Here is a 15,307-nt window from a genome sequence, read left to right on the forward strand (position 1 = left end):
GCATTGCATGAAAACCTCGCTGTGGCTGCTCTCGCTCGCGCTGGCCGCCTGCGCGACGGCGCCGGACTCGACCACGCAGGCGCCCGCCACGGCCAGCAGCATGCCGACCTCGACCATCACCCTCGCGCGCTACCACTGGCAACTGCGCGACGCCGTCGACGCCGACAACCAGCGCCTCGACGCGCTGTTCGGCAAGACCGGCAGGCCGCCGCTGCAGCTCGACTTCAGCAACGGCCAACTGAGCGTGCGCCATGCCTGCAACGCGATCGGCGGCGGCTACCGGATCGTCGACGACCACCTGGTCACCACGGCGTTGCTGCAGACCATGATGGCCTGCAGCGACGCCACCCTGATGCAGCGCGAAAGCGCCATCAAGGCCATGCTGCAGGGCCGGCCCACGCTGATCCTGTCGCTGGCCGGCGATACGCCGCTGCTCACCCTGGCGGCGGCCGGCGGCCGCACCTTCACCTTCGTCGGCCAGCCCACCGCCGAGGCGCACTACGACGGCCCCGGCGCAACGATGTTCATGGAAGTGGCGCCGCAGACGGTGCCCTGCCCGCACCCGCCGCTGCCGGACCGGACCTGCCTGCAGGTGCGCGAACGCCACTACGACGCGAACGGCCTGCGCGCGGGCGAGCCCGGCCCGTGGCATCCGTTGCCGCAGGACATCGAGGGCTACGCGCACCAGTCCGGCGTACGCAACGTGCTGCGCGTGAAGCGTTACACGCTGAAACGGCCGCCGGCCGGCGCGCCGTCCAGCGCGTACGTGCTGGACATGGTGGTCGAGAGCGAGACGGTCAAAACGCCGGACGCGAAGCAGCGCTGACCGGCATCAGGGGCACTGCCCGCCGTTGAGCGCGTTGTCGCTGTCGCAGCGCAGGCTGTTGCCGAGCGGCGCCAGCTGGCCCTGGAGCGGGCCGGCACAACGAATCTCCGATTCCCTGCCGTCCGCGGTGGTGACGTGCACACCGGCACTGCGCCGGCCGTTCTCGGTGTAATCGAACACGGCGTAGTCGGCATCCACATGGCTGAAGGTGACCTCGCTGCGCTCGACCTGGTAGCGGGAGTAATGCGCATAGCCGAGCTGCCGGGCGCCCGTCGCCGGATCATCGGGAAACTGCAGCTCCACCTGCACGCCCTTGCCGTAGCGGTACTGCAGGCTCGACGGCAGGCTGCCGCACAGGCTGACCGTCGTATGGCGGGTCGTCCGGCAACTGAAATAGGTGGTCTCCGGCGCGTGGCACAGCGAGCCGGTGGCCGGCTGGGCGGACCAGGCACAGGAAGAAACGAGCCACAGGAGCAGGAAACCGGCGGCTCTCCTGGCTTGGCCGCCACCGGATGAGGCTGTCGCCGGCCGCTTCAGCGCGTCGCCCCCAGCAGCCCCACGTGATAGCCGGCCGCGCGCAGCCTGGCGGTCGCCCTCGCGTTCAGCACCAGCAGCACGATCAGGCTGACCAGCGGCACGAACATCAGCACGATCAGGATCACCCGCACCAGCATCGAATAGCCCAGCCCCGAGCACAGGCGGAACGTGCCGACCAGCCCCATCAGCACCGCGCCCAGCACCAGCAGCAGGCCGATCGGGCCGAGGAAAGTCCGCAACGCGGCGCCGGCGAAATAAGCGAGGATGGAAAAGATGATCAGCTTCTGCGCGCGGGCCACCTGCTCGATGCCGGCGTCGCTCGCCACCGGCGCGGCCATGGCGGCCTTCGGCGCCTCGTATGGATTGTAGGCGTTCATGCGGTTTCCCCTGTTGGTTGACTGAAAACCCCGGCGGTAACCGGCCGATGTCGCCACGCATGGGCAGCCGCCATCCCGGCCCGCCGGCCGGGGCGGAAAACTTCCGCCGCCGCGATGCGTGTCCCTTGCTCCCTCCGCCGACGATTATGCCCGAGGCCGCTACGTCCGCTTACGGCGCAGCGGCGCGCTCGCGCAGCAGCGCCTGCAGCTTCAGGTACACGCCGTTGCTCCAGCCGGACGGCTTGCCGCTGACGAAGTCGTCGTCCATGTACATGCCCTGGTCGGGGCGCCACAGGTACTTGTCGATCGCCGCGCGCCGCGCCGCGGCGACCTCGGCCCAGCGCGCGGACGGCGAAGTCGTGCAGGTCGCGTTCGTAGCGGTACAGCAAACTGTTCAGATCCACCGGCGCGTAGTGGTGGGTGGAACCGCCGAACGGGCCCATGCGGAAGCTGGTGTCGAAGCCCGGCTCGCGCATCGCGCGGTCGCCGAGGTAGTAGTCGGCGCTCAGGCGATAGCCTTGCGACCAGGCGCCGGCGCAGACTTTCGAGGCGGCGATGTCGCAACTGGTTTTCCTCAGCCGCGCGATCTTCGCCGCATCCGGGTGCTCGGCCGCCTGCACCAGATAGCCCGGATCGTCGGCCGGGACCGCCATGCCGCGCGCGTCGCAGCCGGCCAACGCGAGGCATGGCAAGAAACGGGGTGTCCTGTCCCGTTCGACGGGTGCATGCTGTGCGCGCTTCCGGCAGGCACCGCGATGCACGGCACGTGCGCGGGACGAGACTGCCCGGGTCAACGACGATCATCTGCAGGGGAGAACGACGCGTGCGTGTTGGAAAAAGCGCTACGGGACCGATCATGAAAACCCGGCCGAGCGGCCGCCGGGTTCTGCTGTTGTGCAGCGTGCTGGGCATCGCGCTGCCGTTGCAGGCGGCGTACCCGCAGAGCGTCGGCGACGCCACGGCGGCGCCGCGCCAGTCGCTGGACGACGCGTGGTGGACCGGCCCGATGCTGGCCAACTCGGCGGCGACGCTGCCGCGCGGCCACGTGCTGATCGAGCCCTATCTGTATGACGTGCGCTCGGCCCACGCGAACGGCTACGGCTCGCTCACCTACATGCTGTACGGACTCACCGACCGGCTCACCGTCGGGCTGGTGCCGGTGCTGGGCTACAACCGGGTGGACGGCGGCCGCGACAGCTCCGGCGTCGGCTTCGGTGACGTCAGCGTGCAGGCGCAGTACCGGTTGACCCAGTTCCACGAAGGCAGCTGGCTACCCACGATCTCGCTGCAGCTGCAGGAAACCCTGCCGACCGGCAAGCACGACCGCCTCGGCAACCGCCCCGCCGACGGCCTCGGCAGCGGCGCCCGCACCACCACGCTGCAGGTCAACACGCAGACGTACTTCTGGCTGGCGAATGGCCGCATCCTGCGCATGCGCTTCAACGTGGCGCAGTCATTCTCCGGCACGGCGAACGTCGCGGACGTCAGCGTCTACGGCACGCCGGAAGGCTTCCGCGGCACGGCCCGGCCCGGCCGCTCCTTCCTCGTCAACGCGGCGTGGGAATACAGCCTGAGCCAGCGCTGGGTGCTCGCGTTCGACCTCACCTACCGGCACAGCCACAGCACCCGCGTGCGCGGCGGCGTCGCGCTGCCCGGCGATGCGCCGGGCTCCTCGCCCTGGCGCCGCGATTCCGGCACCAGCACAGAGTTCGGTTTCGCGCCGGCGATCGAATACAACTGGAGCGCCCGCGTCGGCATGCTGGTCGGCGTGCGCGTGATCACCGGCGGCCACGCCAGCGCCACCACGGTCACCCCGGCGGTGGCGCTCAACTACGTGCACTGAGTTCGCCGCTTGCGCCGGCAGCCACAGCCGACGGCGCAAGCGTGCTACGGTCGATCATCCCGTTTCGACATGCCCGGGGGATTCACCCATGCGTCTCGTCCATCTGCTGCTTGCCGTGGCCGTGCTGTTCCTTCCGTTCCCGCCGGCCGCCGCGCAGACCCTGCGCGTGATGAGCTTCAACGTGCGCCTGCCCAGCCCCGACGACGGCGCCAACCGCTGGGAGCTGCGCCGCGACCTGATGGTGCGCGCCATCCGCGAACAGCAGCCCGACCTGATCGGCACGCAGGAGCTGTACAAGCTGCAGGGCGACTACCTCGTCGGCAAGCTCGCGCACTACGCCTGGTTCGGCCGCGGCCGCCGCGGCGGCGACGGCGACGAGCACATGGGTGTGTTCTACCGCACCGACCGGCTCAAGGTGGTCGAGTCCGGCGACTACTGGCTGTCCGACACGCCGGACGTGCCCGGCAGCATCAGCTGGGGCCATCCGTTCCCGCGCATGGTGACCTGGGCGCTGTTCGAGCTGAAGGCCGGCGGCCAGCGCTTCTACTACGCCAACACGCACTTCCCCTACCGCGACCAGGACGAACCGGCGCGCACCCGCGCGGCGCAGGAAATCCTCGGCCGCCTCGAAGCCGTGCCGGCGAACCTGCCGATCGTGCTGACCGGCGACTTCAACACCACGCCGGCCAGCCCCGCCCACGCGCTGCTCACCGGAGTGCTGCACGACGCCTGGCTGGACGCCGCCAGCCACAGCGGTCCCGAAGCCACCTTCCACAACTTCACCGGCACGCCGGACCGGCGCATCGACTGGATCCTCTACCGCGGCCTGCACGCCGGCGCGGTGCGCATCGTCACCACGCAGCAGGACGGCCGCTATCCGTCCGACCACTTCCCGGTGGTGGCCGAACTGCGCTGGCCGAAGCACGACAAAGTGCACTGAACCGCTGCTTCAACCGACCGCCGTCACCGCAGCGCGCGTCCACGCCGGACGCGCCGCGCTCACGCGCCGTCGCGCGTTTCGCGCAGGCGCAGGATGAACGCAAGCACCGGCACCGCCACACCCGCCAGCGCCCACGGCAACCAGGCGTGCTCGCGCAGCAACCAGATCGACGTACCCATCGACAGCACGACCAGCGCGACCGCACTGAACTTGGCCCGCCGCGGAATCGTGCGCTCGCGCTCCCAGCGCGCGATCGCCGGCCCCAGCCGCGGCCGCGACAACAACCAGCGATGCCAGCGCGGCGACGCCCGCGACCAGCAGGCCGCCGTCAACAACAGGAACGGCACGGTCGGCAGCACCGGCAACACCATGCCGAGCACACCCAGTGCCAGCGACAGCGCACCAACCGCGAACAGCAGCCAACGCACGAGGCGGGCGCGGCGTGGTTCGGGGGCAGTGGGATCGGGCATGGCAGGAAGCGGATTCGCTAACAGGTGCCGACCGACTCTAGCGCATGCCGGCAGGGTTGTTTTTCGGGCTTCGCGAGGTATGAGCAGCACGCTGCCACACCACTTATTCGAGGTCGACGGCTGCTGCAGGCTCGGAGCGGACCATCAAAAGCCGCCGCTGATTCTCATTTTTAGGGTTACTTATCGACTCCGAGCAGCCGTTCGTCGAAGGTAAACGGCTCGTCGATACTGAGGACTACTCTCGCCATGTCGGAGTGTGCGGGATTTATGAGCACGTTGTCCGTGTGAGAAATGATCGCGCTAGGCACGCGGCAAAGAAGACTGCCGCAGCTGTGCAGCCACGCATCACCCAAGGCCCGCGATCTGTCCAAGTTAGACAGCCTGTCAGCAATAGCCTCGTGGCGAGCATCACTCATCGTGTCATCAGGCACGTCGATGCCAAGCAGGCGGTATCCATCCGGCATCTCCCCTAGCTCAACATCTAGATGGACGAGCACCTCGACGAGTGCGCCCGACGGCGAGGTGGCGGTGTACAGGACTGGTCGTCCTTGGTTGTGCCATCGACCGGCCGCAAATAAGCCACCGCGACCATCCAGGCTGACATGACGGCTCAGTCGCCAGAGCCTCAAGCGAAGATCCCATGTTCTATCTGCAACAAGCGTTCCGTCACCACCTGGGTGCCACCATCCGTGTCAAGTAGGGATAACGGGGATTCACCGCGCGGTAACTTGGATGACGGCCTTTCCATCCAGTGCCTCGCCTTCTCCGCGTTGCCGAAGACCGCCTCGGCTTTGGCGATGATTCTGCTCAATCGGGCCAGGCGGTCACTCTCCTGCAAATCTAGGCGAATGCTTCCGCTGAGCTTGCGCTCGATAGTGCTGCGCGGGCCGATAAGCCTCACGAGCTCGGCACGCGCATACCCTCGTTCAATCAGGGTATTGAGTTCCTGAGGCAGGAGACCGGAGCGCACCGCCTCAAGAGCCTCGACGTGACGCAACGGCTTAAGGATGCGCCTGGTTGCCGTCTTCACAACCATTTTTTTTGTACCCGAACTCTTACCCTTCGCTCTGCCTTTCATCTTGCGAGCCTGCAAGCGCATTTCCTGCAACTCGCTTCCGTGCACCGGATTCTTGCCGACTTGGCGTGCCTTCAAGACGGACGTGGAGACGCGCTTGATTTTCTTGCCGGCCTTCTTTGCAGAGAGACCGCCTTCAAGCGGGCCGATAACTTTCTTTGGATCACCCATGACGCGCCTCCGCATTTCCAACATGGGCACATTATATGCCCATTTGGTCAATCAAGCTGAACATGCCGCCAAGCAGGTTCTTCATATCCAAGGCCAAAGTCCGGGTCAGAGTAAACCTTCGAACGACCACTTTTGGCCGGTAACAGCCCTCGCCACAGACGCAACGGATCTTTCGACCAGCCATTCCAAACCGGCGGCTGAGATCGATCCGCCCCGCTTCGTGACGAGTCTGCTCCCAGCGATCACGCTCCAGCGCACACCGATACACCGGAACACGCTGCTCACTGGCCGCAGTCTACTGCTGCATCAACTGCTCGACGCGCTCGCGCATGGCCTGCCCCAGGCACTCGGCGTTCGCGCCGCAGGCGTCGCGGCTCCTGAGCCATTCGAGTTGCGCCTGTTTCACCGCGCCGGCGTCGTCGCCGGCCAGGTCCAGCGCGCGGCGATAGGCGGCGGCGACGCTGCGGTCGTAGCCGGCCAGCGTGGGCGAGGCGCATATCGTCTGTTCGACGGCGGAGTGCGCCTTGTCGCAGGCGAACGAGGCGTGGATCGCCGCTCCCGGTTCGCGCCGCTGCAGCAGCAGCGCGTAGCCGCCGTTGTCGTAGTTGGTCAGCAGCCGCCCCGCGGGCAGCGGCACCAGCCAGGCGCCGTTCCACGGCGAGTCGTCGGGCGTGCAGTGGACCTGCACGGGCGCGGCCGGCGCATCCGGCAGGTCGAGGCCGAAGTCGCGCAGGGTCGGCGCGGTCGGCGTGTCGAAGCGGGCGGGACGCGGCAAATGCTGGCTGATGAAATCCTGCAGCTTGCCCGGCGCAAGGTCCGACAGCGCCGGCTGCGTGCAGGCGCGCGAATCGTCGTCGAGCGCGATGCCTGCCGCACCGATCTCCAGAATACGGCCGAGCAGCCGCGGGTCGTCGGGAAAATAAGCCCAGTGCGGCTGGTCCTGCCGGTCCACCGCCACCTGCACCACCTCCCACGTGCCCCGCAGCTGCGATGGCGAAACCGCGCCCGTGGCGCAGCCGGCCACGCACCACACGCCCAGCAACAGCCAGCGCGTGGAGCGCAACGCACGCCAGGGACGAAGCGACGGGATCAGTGGCATCGTGTGTTTCCGGTCAGGGTTTGGCGGCGAGCAGGATGATTTCGAACTGGCGAGCGATCGCAGCGATGTCCGCTGCATGGTCGCTGCCGTTGACCATGGCGCGCGCCTTGACGTAGTCGGTCTTCGCGCCGTTGAAGTAGTTGCTGAACTTCCTGCCGTTGGCGAAGCCTTCGCCGGTGCGCATGCCGTGCGCCATCAGCTGGTAGGCGATCGCCGGCTGCAGCACCTGCGCCGGATCCAGCAGCAGTTGCAGGCCCAGGCCCAGCTGGGCGCTGGCCCTGGCGTAGTTCGACCACCAGGTCAGCTGCACGTAGCCGCGGCCGAAATAGCTCAGCTCGGTACCGTCGTCATCGGCGTAGGTCTTCACTGCTTTCTGCGTGGCCGCCGCGCCCATCCTGGCGCCCTTGCTGATCGCCGTCTGCAGGCCCTTGGCGGATACGGTGAACTGGTCGCCGTCCTGTTCGGTGACGCGGGCCTCGCCGCCGGGCAGCGCCTTGACCTTGACCGGCAGGAAATAATTGCGCCCAGCGCCGTGGCCGACCTCCTCCACCGGCGCCATGGTGATCGCCCAGCGCTGGCGCGAGTGCACCAGCGGCTGGCCCTTCTTGTCGCGCAGCGGCTGGCCTTTCTTGTCCAGTGTTGGCACCGTTTCCTTCTTCAGCGAAGTGGTCTCCCAGTACGCGGTCGCCAGCATATAGGCCATCCAGCGGATGTCGGCGATGCTGCTGTCGGCTTCCATGAAACCCACCAACTGTTCCAGCGGCGGGATCGCTGTGCTGTCGAAGCGCTGGCTGTTGCCGAACTGCGTCAGGAAACCCTCGCGCAGCTTGATCCGGTCGAACGCGGTCGGTCGCGCGTAGGTGGCCAGCGCGGCGATGTCCGCCGCGCTGGGCGGCACCACGGCGGGAGCGGCGCGGTGCCGCCCCTTGGCCTTGCGCCCGGCCACCGCGGTGACCGGTGCGCGTCCGTGCTGCGGACGCGCCGGCGCAGGCCGATGCCCCGGCGCCGACTGCTGGACGAGCGAACGGGTGTGTCCCGGATGCGCGGTGCGGAAGTGGGCCATGGCAACGTCTCGATGGGCGGAAGGCGGCACGACAACCGGGCCGAGTCTAGCGCACTCCCCGGCCTGCTCCGCGCTGCCCGCATCACGCACAAAAAAGCCGCCCGGATCACTCCGGGCGGCTTCGTTTCCTGCGGACGGTTACGGATCAGTCGACCGCGCCGTCCAGCCCGCGCCGCTTCAGCAGCGGCTCGATCTTCGGTTCCTGGCCGGTGAAGTCGCGGAACAGCTGCAGCGCGTCCTTGCTGCCGCCCTGCGACAGCAGGGTGGCGCGGAAGCGGTCGCCGTTGGCGCGGGTGAGGCCGCCGTTGGCCTTGATCCACTCCACCGTGTTCGCGTCCAGCACTTCCGACCAGATGTAGGCGTAGTAGCCGGCTGCGTAGCCGCCCATGATGTGGCTGAAGTACGGCGTGCGGTAGCGCGGCGGCACCGGCGCGTAGTCGGTGCGGTTGGCCTTCAGCGCGGCGGCCTCGAACGCTGTCACGCCGGCGGCGGCGGGGATTTTGTCCGCACCGGCCTGGTGCAGGCTCTGGTCGAGCATCGCCGAACCGAGGTACTCGGTGGTGGCGAAGCCCTGGTTGAACTTCGAGGCGGCCAGCACCTTGTCCAGCAGCGCCTTCGGCATCGGCGCGCCGGTCTGGTAGTGCTTGGCGTAGTTCGCCAGCACGCTCGGCCAGTCGGCCCACATCTCGTTGACCTGCGAGGGGAACTCGACGAAGTCGCGCGGCACGCTGGTGCCGCTGAAGTACGGGTACTTCACGTTCGAGAACATGCCGTGCAGCGCGTGGCCGAACTCGTGGAACGTCGTGGTCACCTCGTCCCAGGTCAGCAGGGTCGGACCGCTGGCCGGCTTGGTGATGTTGAGGTGGTTGGCCACCACCGGCAGGTTGCCGGTCAGCGCGGACTGCTGCACGTAGGAGTTCATCCACGCGCCGCCGCGCTTGGACGGGCGCGCGTACATGTCGGCGAGGAAGATCGCCAGCTGGCTGCCGTCGGCGTTGTACACGTCGTACACCAGCACGTCCGGATCGTAGACCGGCAGGTCGGTGCGCTGCTTGAAGCTGAGCCCGTAGAGTTGGCCGGCGGCGTAGAACACGCCGTTCTCCAGCACGTTCTTCATCTCCAGGTAGGGCTTCAACTGGCTCTCGTCGAAGTCGTACTTCTCGGCGCGCACCTTCTCGGTGTAGTACGCCCAGTCCCACGGCTGCAGCGCGAACGTGGGCTCGCCCTTCGCCGCCTGTTCCTTGTCGATCATCGCCTGGATCGCCGCGCCCTCGCGCTTCGCATTCGCCACCGCCGGCGGCGCCAGCTTGGTCAGCATGGCGTTGACCGCTTCGGGCGTCTTCGCCGTTTCGTCGGCCAGCACGTAGGCGGCGTAGGTGGGATAGCCGAGCATGGTCGCCTTCTCGGCGCGCAGCTTCAGCACCTGCGCGACGATCGCGGTGTTGTCGTAGGCGTTGCCGCGGCTGCCGCGGGCGATCGACGCCTCATGCAGGCGCTGGCGCAGCGCGCGGTTGTGCAACTGGGCTTCCGGCGGTTGCCCGGTGGTGTTGAGCAGGGCGATCACGTACTTGCCGTCCAGGCCCTTTGCCTTCGCGGCGGCGGCGGCGGCGCCGATCTGCTCGTCGGTGAGGCCGGCGAGTTCTTCCTTCGTGTCGACCACCACGGCGGAATCGTTCACCTCGGCCAGCACGTTCTGGCTGAACTGCGTGCCCAGCTTCGCCAGCTCGCCGTTGATCGCCTTCAGCTGCGCCTTGTCGGCGTCGGACAGCTTGGCGCCGGCGCGCACGAAGCCGGTGTGGTAGCGCTCGATCAGGCGCACGCCCTCGGCGTCCAGGCCCAGGCTGTCGCGCGTGTCGTACAGCTGCTGGATGCGCGCGAACAACGCCGGGTCCAGCGAGATCGCGTCGCGATGCGCGGCCAGCTTCGGCGCGTACTCGGCCTGCAGCGCCTTGCGCGCGTCGTTGGTGTCCACGCCGACCAGGCTGAAGAACACGGTCGAGGTGCGGCTGAGGATCTGCCCGGATCGCTCCAGCGCGAGGATGGTGTTGTCGAACGTGGGCGCCTCGGCGTTGCCGGCAATCGCCTGCACTTCCTTGAGCTGCTCGGCCATGCCGCGGTCGAAAGCCGGGGCGAAATCGCTGTCCTTGATCTTGTCGAACTGCGGGTAGTGCAGCGGCAGCGGGCTTTCGCTGAAGAACGGATTGCCGGCGTCGGCCACGACCGCGTCGGTCTGCGCCTGCGACGTGGCGGACTCGCTCTTGCCGCTGCCGGCATCGGTGCAGGCGGCCATGGAGCCGGACAGGGCAATGGCCAGGGCCAGCGCGATGGGGTGCTTCATCAGTAAGGATCTCGTCGTGGGGTAAACCCCGATCCTACCCAATGCACTCCGCTTCCATGCATGACTAAAGCCATGGTTCGCGGCGATTCGCCGCGGCCATCCAGGTACGTGGAACGACCGCGGTCAGCCCGCCCGTGCGGCCGGAACGACCACCGCGGTCTTGTGCGCGCCGGCCAGTTGCACCGCGTCCGGCGTGGCCGTCAGCATGGCGCCCATGACCAACGCGCAAACGGCGAAGCAGACGGCGAACAGGCTGGCCAGGATCAAGGATTCGAATTTCATGACGTGTCTCCGCTGGTGGATGGGTTTCCCTGTGTTGCAGAGAGAGCAACCACCGTGCCAACCCGTCGCGAAGCCCGCAAAGCCTTGTCCCGCCTGCATCGGGCGGATGCGTGCGCGGTGCCGGCGGGCTGTCCGCGGACAGCCGGCGCGACTCGCCGGACAGCCGGACAGATCGCGCGTACCTATGCCGCCAGCCAGTCGCGCAGCGCCCGGGTGACCGCCGCGGGCTGTTCCATCGGGCTCATGTGGCCGCTGTCTTCGACGACCACCAGCCGCGCCTGCGGCATCAGCGCCGCCATCGCCTGGTGCAGCGCCGGCGGGGTGAGCACGTCCAGCCGGCCGCACAACACCAGCGCCGGGCAGACCAGGCTGCGCAACACCGCTTCGCCGTCCTCGCGCCGCATCGCGTTCTGCCGGATGAACACCTCGCGGCCCTGGCGCAGCGTCATCGCGTTGATCCGCTGCACCAGCGCGGCGTCGCGCAGGCGCTCCGCCGCGATGAAACTCGGCAGCAGCTGTTCGGTCATGCCGCGGAACTCGCCGGGCAGGCTGACCGACTTGTTGGCCGCCCGCCGCTGCGCGATGCGTTCGGGCGTATCGGCGTGGAACGAGGTGTCGAGCAGCGCCAGCCGCTCGATGCGCTGCGGCGCCTGCCGCGCGATTTCCTGGGCGACGTAGCCGCCGAACGAAAAGCCGGCCAGCGCGAAGCGCGGCGGCGCCGTCGCCAGTAGTTGCCGGGCCAGTGTGGCGATGCTGTCGCCATGGTTCAGGTCAGCCACCCGGCAATCAGCGACGTCGGCAAGGCCGGCCGTCTGGTCGCGCCACAGGTCTTCGTCGCACAGGAATCCGGGAAGCAGCAACAGCGACGGCCGAAGATCAGTCACGGGCATGCCAGGCAATCAAAAGGGACATTATCGGCGAGCGCGCCGGTCGCGGCACGACGACATCGCCGTTCGGCCAACCTCGCGCCTGGCGCCGGACGGATCAGGTCGCGTCAGTCCACGTCGCCTCGATGTCGGCCTTCACCAGGTCATCCAGCGCCGCCGGCGCCGTATCCTGCATGCCGAACATGCGGCCGTGCCGCACGCCGGCGTAATCGCCATTGCGGCGGAACGTCGCCGTCCACACGATGCGGCCGCCGCTCGCCTGCTGGTAATCGCCTTCGTAGGTAAAGCCGTTCTTCGTCTTGCCGGAGACCGTGGTCATGGCGGGAGCCTCCTGGCGTGACCGTCCCGCCAGCATAGCCCTTTGCCGTGGCGCATGGCGGCGAACTCCGCCCGGGCGTCAACCGGCGTCGAGGGCGGCCAGCGGCGTATCGCCCGCAGCGACATCGAGCGCCTGCAGCGAGACGGTCTTCCTGCCGCCGTGCAGCGACTGCCGGCCGACCTCGCGAAAACCCAGCCCGGCGTGAAAACGCTCGGACGCGGGATTGGGCGGCTCGATGTCGAACTCGCAGGTGATCCATGGCACCGTGTCGCGCACCGCCAGCGCGTGGAGCTCGCGATACAGCCGACGACCGGCGCCGCGCGCCTGCGTACCGGCGGCCACCACGATGCGATCCACGTACAGGAAACGCGGATAGCGCTGCGCAAACCAGCGGTAGTTCGGACTGTCGTAGTCCGCCCCCTCGCGCAGCGCGAGCAGGAACGCCTCGACCCGCCCGTCCCGCTCGATCACCCGATGCAGCGCCGCCTGCGCATGCAGCCGCGCCAGCCGCGCATCGTCGATGCGGACTCAGCACCGCCACGAATGCCTCGTTGAGGGCGAGGATGGCGGGAAAGTCGGCCGGGGTAGCGTCGCGCGACGTCGTCATGCAGGGGTTCCGCACCGCAGGGGAGTTCATGGTATTCGGGCCGCGGACGGGCGCACCTGTTCGGTACCCTCCTGCACGTACTTCTCGTGCAGCGCCACCGGCGCGACCTGCCGGCTCGCGCGCCGGTGGATCCACAGGTTGATCAGCTCCACGAACACCGAGAAGGCCATCGCGGCATAGATGTAGCCCTTGGGAATGTGCTGGCCGAAGCCGTCGGCCACCAGCACCAGGCCGATCATGATCAGGAAGCTCAGCGCGAGCACCTTGACCGTGGGATGGCGCTCGACGAACTCGCCGATCGGCCGGGCGAACGCCAGCATGAAACCGATCGAGGCGAGGATGGCCGCGACCATGATCCAGCGCTCGTCGACCATGCCGACCGCGGTGATGATGGAATCGAGCGAGAACACGATGTCCAGCAGCATGATCTGCATGACCACGCCGCCGAACGTCGCCGCCGCCGCGCCCACCGTGACCTGCTCGCTGGCGCCTTCCAGCTTCTGGTGGATCTCGTGCGTGGCCTTGCCGATCAGGAACAGGCCGCCGCCGATCAGGATCAGGTCGCGCCACGAGAACGCATGGCCGAACAGCGTGAACAGCGGCGCGGTCAGCCCCACGATCCAGGCGATCGCCAGCAGCAGGCCCAGGCGGGTGACGGCGGCCAGCACGATGCCGATGCGGCGTGCCGCGTTGCGCTGCGCCGGCGGCAGTTTGCCGGCCAGGATCGAGATGAAGATGATGTTGTCGATGCCGAGCACCAGCTCGAGTGCCGTCAGCGTGGCAAGGGCGATCCAGGTTTCGGGATGGGTCAGCAGTTCCATGGAAGGTCTCTTCGTGGGGCGGGTGCATGGCGCCGGCAGCGCGGCGCGGGCGGCCGGGAAAGCCCGGTCACCGGAAACGACGGAGGTCGTCGTGCTTTACGTTCGTGGATGGACGTCCAATCGCATGCGGATGCTCCGGCAAGGCTCAAGGGCCACGGCCGCAAGGGCATCTGCAATGGACGCGCCTTCGCCGTGGATCGGCGAAGGTCTTGCTCGCAAACCAGCGGCTGGCTTGCTGCTGCACCGGAGCCAGGGCTCGTCATGACGGCGACAGCGATCGGGAGCTACTCCCCTTCGACGGCGATGCTAGCACACGCCAGCGCCGGGTCACGCGGCCCGCGCAAACCGGCCGCACGGCGACGGCGAGTCGGCCCGGCACGGCCACGATCGCCCCGCCGCAGGCAGGCAAGGCAGGCGGCCGGTCATTGGCTGGCGTCGGCTTTCGCGCCGGCGACACCGGTCACGCGATCGCCCCGCTGCCCGTCCGCCGCAGCGCCCGCCAGCGTGCGCGCGAAGAACGGCACCGCGTCGTCCGCGAAGCGCGTCCGGCCCATGTGGCCCAGGTGGTCGACGTGGAACTCGTGCGGCACGCCATGCGCCAGCAGCGCCCGGTGGAATGCCGGCAGGCTGATCACGATGTGCCGCAGGCTGTCCTGGTCGCCATACTGGATGCGCAGGCCGTGCAGCGTCTTCAGGCCCGCCGCCTCGCGGTCCAGCCGCGCCGGCGGCAGCTGCGCGGCCCAGCGCGCATGGGCCGGTTCGTCGGGCACCACGCGGTCGCCCTGCATGTGGTAGGGCAGGTCGCCATAGAACGGTGGCCGCGCGGCGTCCGGGGCGAACGCCGCAGCGAGCGCCATGCCCTCCAGGGCGCGCGGGTCGCCCTGGCGGAAGGCGGCGTCGGCCTGTTCCAGGCTCAGCTGCCCGAGCGCCGGCCAGGCCGGCGTGGGTCCCAGCTCGGCGACCAGTGCCAGGCAGCAGGGCGATTGCGCAAACACCGTGCCGAACAGCCGCGGACGATGCATGGCGATCGAGATCGCCCCGTAACCGCCCATCGAGCCGCCATACAGGCCGCGGCTGTCGCGTCGGGCGATGGTGCGGAACGCGGCGTCGATCGCGGCCACCACGTCGCGGGTGACGAAGTCCTCCCAGCGCCCGGTGCTGGCCGAGTTCACCCAGAAGCTGCCGCCCAGCCGGTTGTGCCCCTCGACCTGCACCACGATGACCTCGCCCAGGCGGCCGTGCACGATGGCCTGGTCGGTGGCGGCGATGATCATCTGCAGCGGACCGAAGTCGGCCTGCCCGGCGACAGCCGGCAGCGGCGCGTAGCCGCCCAGCGAGTAGATCACCGGATAGCGCCGTGTAGCGGCACGGTCGTAGCTCGGCGGCAGATAGACGGTGACCCGACGCTCCGGCGAATCGCCGAGCCGGTTGCCTTCCAGCGCCGCGCCGTGCACGGCGAACTCGATCACCCGGCCGGCAAGCGGGGGCGCCGGTGCCGCGGCGGCAGAGGCTGCGGCGGCAGGAGCGGCGGCCTGGCCGGAGGCCACGGCAGCGCGTGCGTCGACCCGGCTGATGCAGCCGGCGAAACAAAATATTCCGGTCAGCAGGATGCGGCAGAACATCGTCCACCTCGCACGTCGTCGATCACCCCG

General features: G+C 68.6%; 18 protein-coding genes. 4 read left to right on the forward strand and 14 right to left on the reverse strand.

Translation table 11 applies throughout. The features are described 5' to 3' along the window. Nucleotides 1-7: 7 nt before the first annotated feature. Nucleotides 8-826: an META and DUF4377 domain-containing protein gene (locus R5H19_RS14930; protein ID WP_318159830.1), complete on the forward strand. Its 819-nt coding sequence runs from the start codon at nt 8-10 to the stop codon at nt 824-826. Between the two features lie 6 nt (nt 827-832). Here the strand turns inward: R5H19_RS14930 and R5H19_RS14935 are convergent, their stop codons facing one another. Together R5H19_RS14935 and R5H19_RS14940 are read right to left on the reverse strand one after the other, a co-directional pair. Further along, nucleotides 833-1,135 carry a hypothetical protein gene (locus tag R5H19_RS14935; RefSeq protein ID WP_318159831.1) on the reverse strand — a complete coding sequence of 101 codons (303 nt, stop codon included), beginning with the start codon at nt 1,133-1,135 and terminating at the stop codon, nt 833-835. A 224-nt stretch (nt 1,136-1,359) separates the two neighbouring features. Further along, on the reverse strand, nt 1,360-1,740 hold the full coding sequence (locus R5H19_RS14940) for a hypothetical protein (RefSeq protein WP_318159832.1): 381 nt from the start codon (nt 1,738-1,740) through the stop codon (nt 1,360-1,362). A gap of 266 nt (nt 1,741-2,006) precedes the next feature. Between R5H19_RS14940 and R5H19_RS17865 the strand changes: the two genes are divergently transcribed. The 3 genes from R5H19_RS17865 to R5H19_RS14955 all read left to right on the forward strand — a co-directional run bounded on the left by R5H19_RS17865 (nt 2,007) and on the right by R5H19_RS14955 (nt 4,523). After that, entirely contained in the window at nt 2,007-2,600 is a 594-nt protein-coding gene (locus R5H19_RS17865) for a hypothetical protein (RefSeq protein ID WP_343230729.1), read from the forward strand. Continuing rightward, nucleotides 2,597-3,583 (forward strand): transporter, encoded by a 987-nt coding sequence (locus R5H19_RS14950; RefSeq protein WP_318159833.1) that lies wholly within the window; start codon nt 2,597-2,599, stop codon nt 3,581-3,583. Before R5H19_RS17865 ends, R5H19_RS14950 begins: the two co-directional genes overlap by 4 nt. Before the next feature lie 88 nt (nt 3,584-3,671). Beyond that, nucleotides 3,672-4,523: an endonuclease/exonuclease/phosphatase family protein gene (locus R5H19_RS14955; RefSeq protein ID WP_318159834.1), complete on the forward strand. Its 852-nt coding sequence runs from the start codon at nt 3,672-3,674 to the stop codon at nt 4,521-4,523. A 59-nt stretch (nt 4,524-4,582) separates the two neighbouring features. On the opposite strand, the gene R5H19_RS14960 is transcribed toward R5H19_RS14955, so the two are convergent. From R5H19_RS14960 to R5H19_RS15015, 12 genes are all read right to left on the reverse strand, one after another. Then, nucleotides 4,583-4,993: a YbaN family protein gene (locus tag R5H19_RS14960; protein ID WP_318159835.1), complete on the reverse strand. Its 411-nt coding sequence runs from the start codon at nt 4,991-4,993 to the stop codon at nt 4,583-4,585. 176 nt (nt 4,994-5,169) lie between these two features. Beyond that, nucleotides 5,170-5,622, reverse strand: coding sequence for an RES family NAD+ phosphorylase (locus R5H19_RS14965; protein WP_318159836.1), 453 nt, complete (start codon nt 5,620-5,622; stop codon nt 5,170-5,172). Further along, nucleotides 5,619-6,239 carry an antitoxin Xre/MbcA/ParS toxin-binding domain-containing protein gene (locus R5H19_RS14970; RefSeq protein ID WP_318159837.1) on the reverse strand — a complete coding sequence of 207 codons (621 nt, stop codon included), beginning with the start codon at nt 6,237-6,239 and terminating at the stop codon, nt 5,619-5,621. The genes R5H19_RS14965 and R5H19_RS14970 overlap by 4 nt, the downstream gene beginning before the upstream one ends. 295 nt (nt 6,240-6,534) lie before the next feature. Further along, nucleotides 6,535-7,338 (reverse strand): lysozyme inhibitor LprI family protein, encoded by an 804-nt coding sequence (locus tag R5H19_RS14975; protein ID WP_318159838.1) that lies wholly within the window; start codon nt 7,336-7,338, stop codon nt 6,535-6,537. A gap of 13 nt (nt 7,339-7,351) precedes the next feature. Beyond that, nucleotides 7,352-8,401 (reverse strand): hypothetical protein, encoded by a 1,050-nt coding sequence (locus tag R5H19_RS14980; RefSeq protein WP_318159839.1) that lies wholly within the window; start codon nt 8,399-8,401, stop codon nt 7,352-7,354. A gap of 145 nt (nt 8,402-8,546) precedes the next feature. Beyond that, nucleotides 8,547-10,739 carry a M3 family metallopeptidase gene (locus tag R5H19_RS14985; RefSeq protein WP_318159840.1) on the reverse strand — a complete coding sequence of 731 codons (2,193 nt, stop codon included), beginning with the start codon at nt 10,737-10,739 and terminating at the stop codon, nt 8,547-8,549. A gap of 123 nt (nt 10,740-10,862) precedes the next feature. Then, entirely contained in the window at nt 10,863-11,021 is a 159-nt protein-coding gene (locus R5H19_RS14990; RefSeq protein WP_318159841.1) for a hypothetical protein, read from the reverse strand. A gap of 182 nt (nt 11,022-11,203) precedes the next feature. Continuing rightward, nucleotides 11,204-11,905, reverse strand: coding sequence for an alpha/beta fold hydrolase (locus R5H19_RS14995; RefSeq protein WP_318159842.1), 702 nt, complete (start codon nt 11,903-11,905; stop codon nt 11,204-11,206). Between the two features lie 100 nt (nt 11,906-12,005). After that, nucleotides 12,006-12,227 (reverse strand): TonB-dependent receptor, encoded by a 222-nt coding sequence (locus R5H19_RS15000; RefSeq protein WP_318159843.1) that lies wholly within the window; start codon nt 12,225-12,227, stop codon nt 12,006-12,008. Nucleotides 12,228-12,305: 78 nt separating this feature from the next. Beyond that, nucleotides 12,306-12,698, reverse strand: coding sequence for a GNAT family N-acetyltransferase (locus tag R5H19_RS15005; RefSeq protein WP_318159844.1), 393 nt, complete (start codon nt 12,696-12,698; stop codon nt 12,306-12,308). A gap of 162 nt (nt 12,699-12,860) precedes the next feature. Then, nucleotides 12,861-13,655, reverse strand: coding sequence for a TerC family protein (locus R5H19_RS15010; RefSeq protein ID WP_318159845.1), 795 nt, complete (start codon nt 13,653-13,655; stop codon nt 12,861-12,863). A gap of 422 nt (nt 13,656-14,077) precedes the next feature. Continuing rightward, nucleotides 14,078-15,277: an alpha/beta hydrolase-fold protein gene (locus R5H19_RS15015; RefSeq protein ID WP_318159846.1), complete on the reverse strand. Its 1,200-nt coding sequence runs from the start codon at nt 15,275-15,277 to the stop codon at nt 14,078-14,080. Nucleotides 15,278-15,307: the final 30 nt, after the last annotated feature.

It is taken from the genome of Rhodanobacter sp. KK11 (assembly GCF_033345435.1).
In the GTDB taxonomy this organism is placed as follows: domain Bacteria; phylum Pseudomonadota; class Gammaproteobacteria; order Xanthomonadales; family Rhodanobacteraceae; genus Rhodanobacter.

Excerpts from the sequence above, each read along its gene's own strand:
- R5H19_RS14930 (WP_318159830.1), top strand. The coding sequence starts at position 8 with ATGAAAACCTCGCTGTGGCTGCTCTCGCTCGCGCTGGCCGCCTGCGCG.
- R5H19_RS15015 (WP_318159846.1), bottom strand. The coding sequence starts at position 15,277 with ATGTTCTGCCGCATCCTGCTGACCGGAATATTTTGTTTCGCCGGCTGC.
- R5H19_RS14970 (WP_318159837.1), bottom strand. The coding sequence starts at position 6,239 with ATGGGTGATCCAAAGAAAGTTATCGGCCCGCTTGAAGGCGGTCTCTCT.
- R5H19_RS14960 (WP_318159835.1), bottom strand. The coding sequence starts at position 4,993 with ATGCCCGATCCCACTGCCCCCGAACCACGCCGCGCCCGCCTCGTGCGT.
- R5H19_RS17865 (WP_343230729.1), top strand. The coding sequence starts at position 2,007 with ATGTACATGCCCTGGTCGGGGCGCCACAGGTACTTGTCGATCGCCGCG.
- R5H19_RS14975 (WP_318159838.1), bottom strand. The coding sequence starts at position 7,338 with ATGCCACTGATCCCGTCGCTTCGTCCCTGGCGTGCGTTGCGCTCCACG.
- R5H19_RS14950 (WP_318159833.1), top strand. The coding sequence starts at position 2,597 with ATGAAAACCCGGCCGAGCGGCCGCCGGGTTCTGCTGTTGTGCAGCGTG.
- R5H19_RS14940 (WP_318159832.1), bottom strand. The coding sequence starts at position 1,740 with ATGAACGCCTACAATCCATACGAGGCGCCGAAGGCCGCCATGGCCGCG.
- R5H19_RS15010 (WP_318159845.1), bottom strand. The coding sequence starts at position 13,655 with ATGGAACTGCTGACCCATCCCGAAACCTGGATCGCCCTTGCCACGCTG.
- R5H19_RS15000 (WP_318159843.1), bottom strand. The coding sequence starts at position 12,227 with ATGACCACGGTCTCCGGCAAGACGAAGAACGGCTTTACCTACGAAGGC.
- R5H19_RS14990 (WP_318159841.1), bottom strand. The coding sequence starts at position 11,021 with ATGAAATTCGAATCCTTGATCCTGGCCAGCCTGTTCGCCGTCTGCTTC.
- R5H19_RS14955 (WP_318159834.1), top strand. The coding sequence starts at position 3,672 with ATGCGTCTCGTCCATCTGCTGCTTGCCGTGGCCGTGCTGTTCCTTCCG.
- R5H19_RS14985 (WP_318159840.1), bottom strand. The coding sequence starts at position 10,739 with ATGAAGCACCCCATCGCGCTGGCCCTGGCCATTGCCCTGTCCGGCTCC.
- R5H19_RS14980 (WP_318159839.1), bottom strand. The coding sequence starts at position 8,401 with ATGGCCCACTTCCGCACCGCGCATCCGGGACACACCCGTTCGCTCGTC.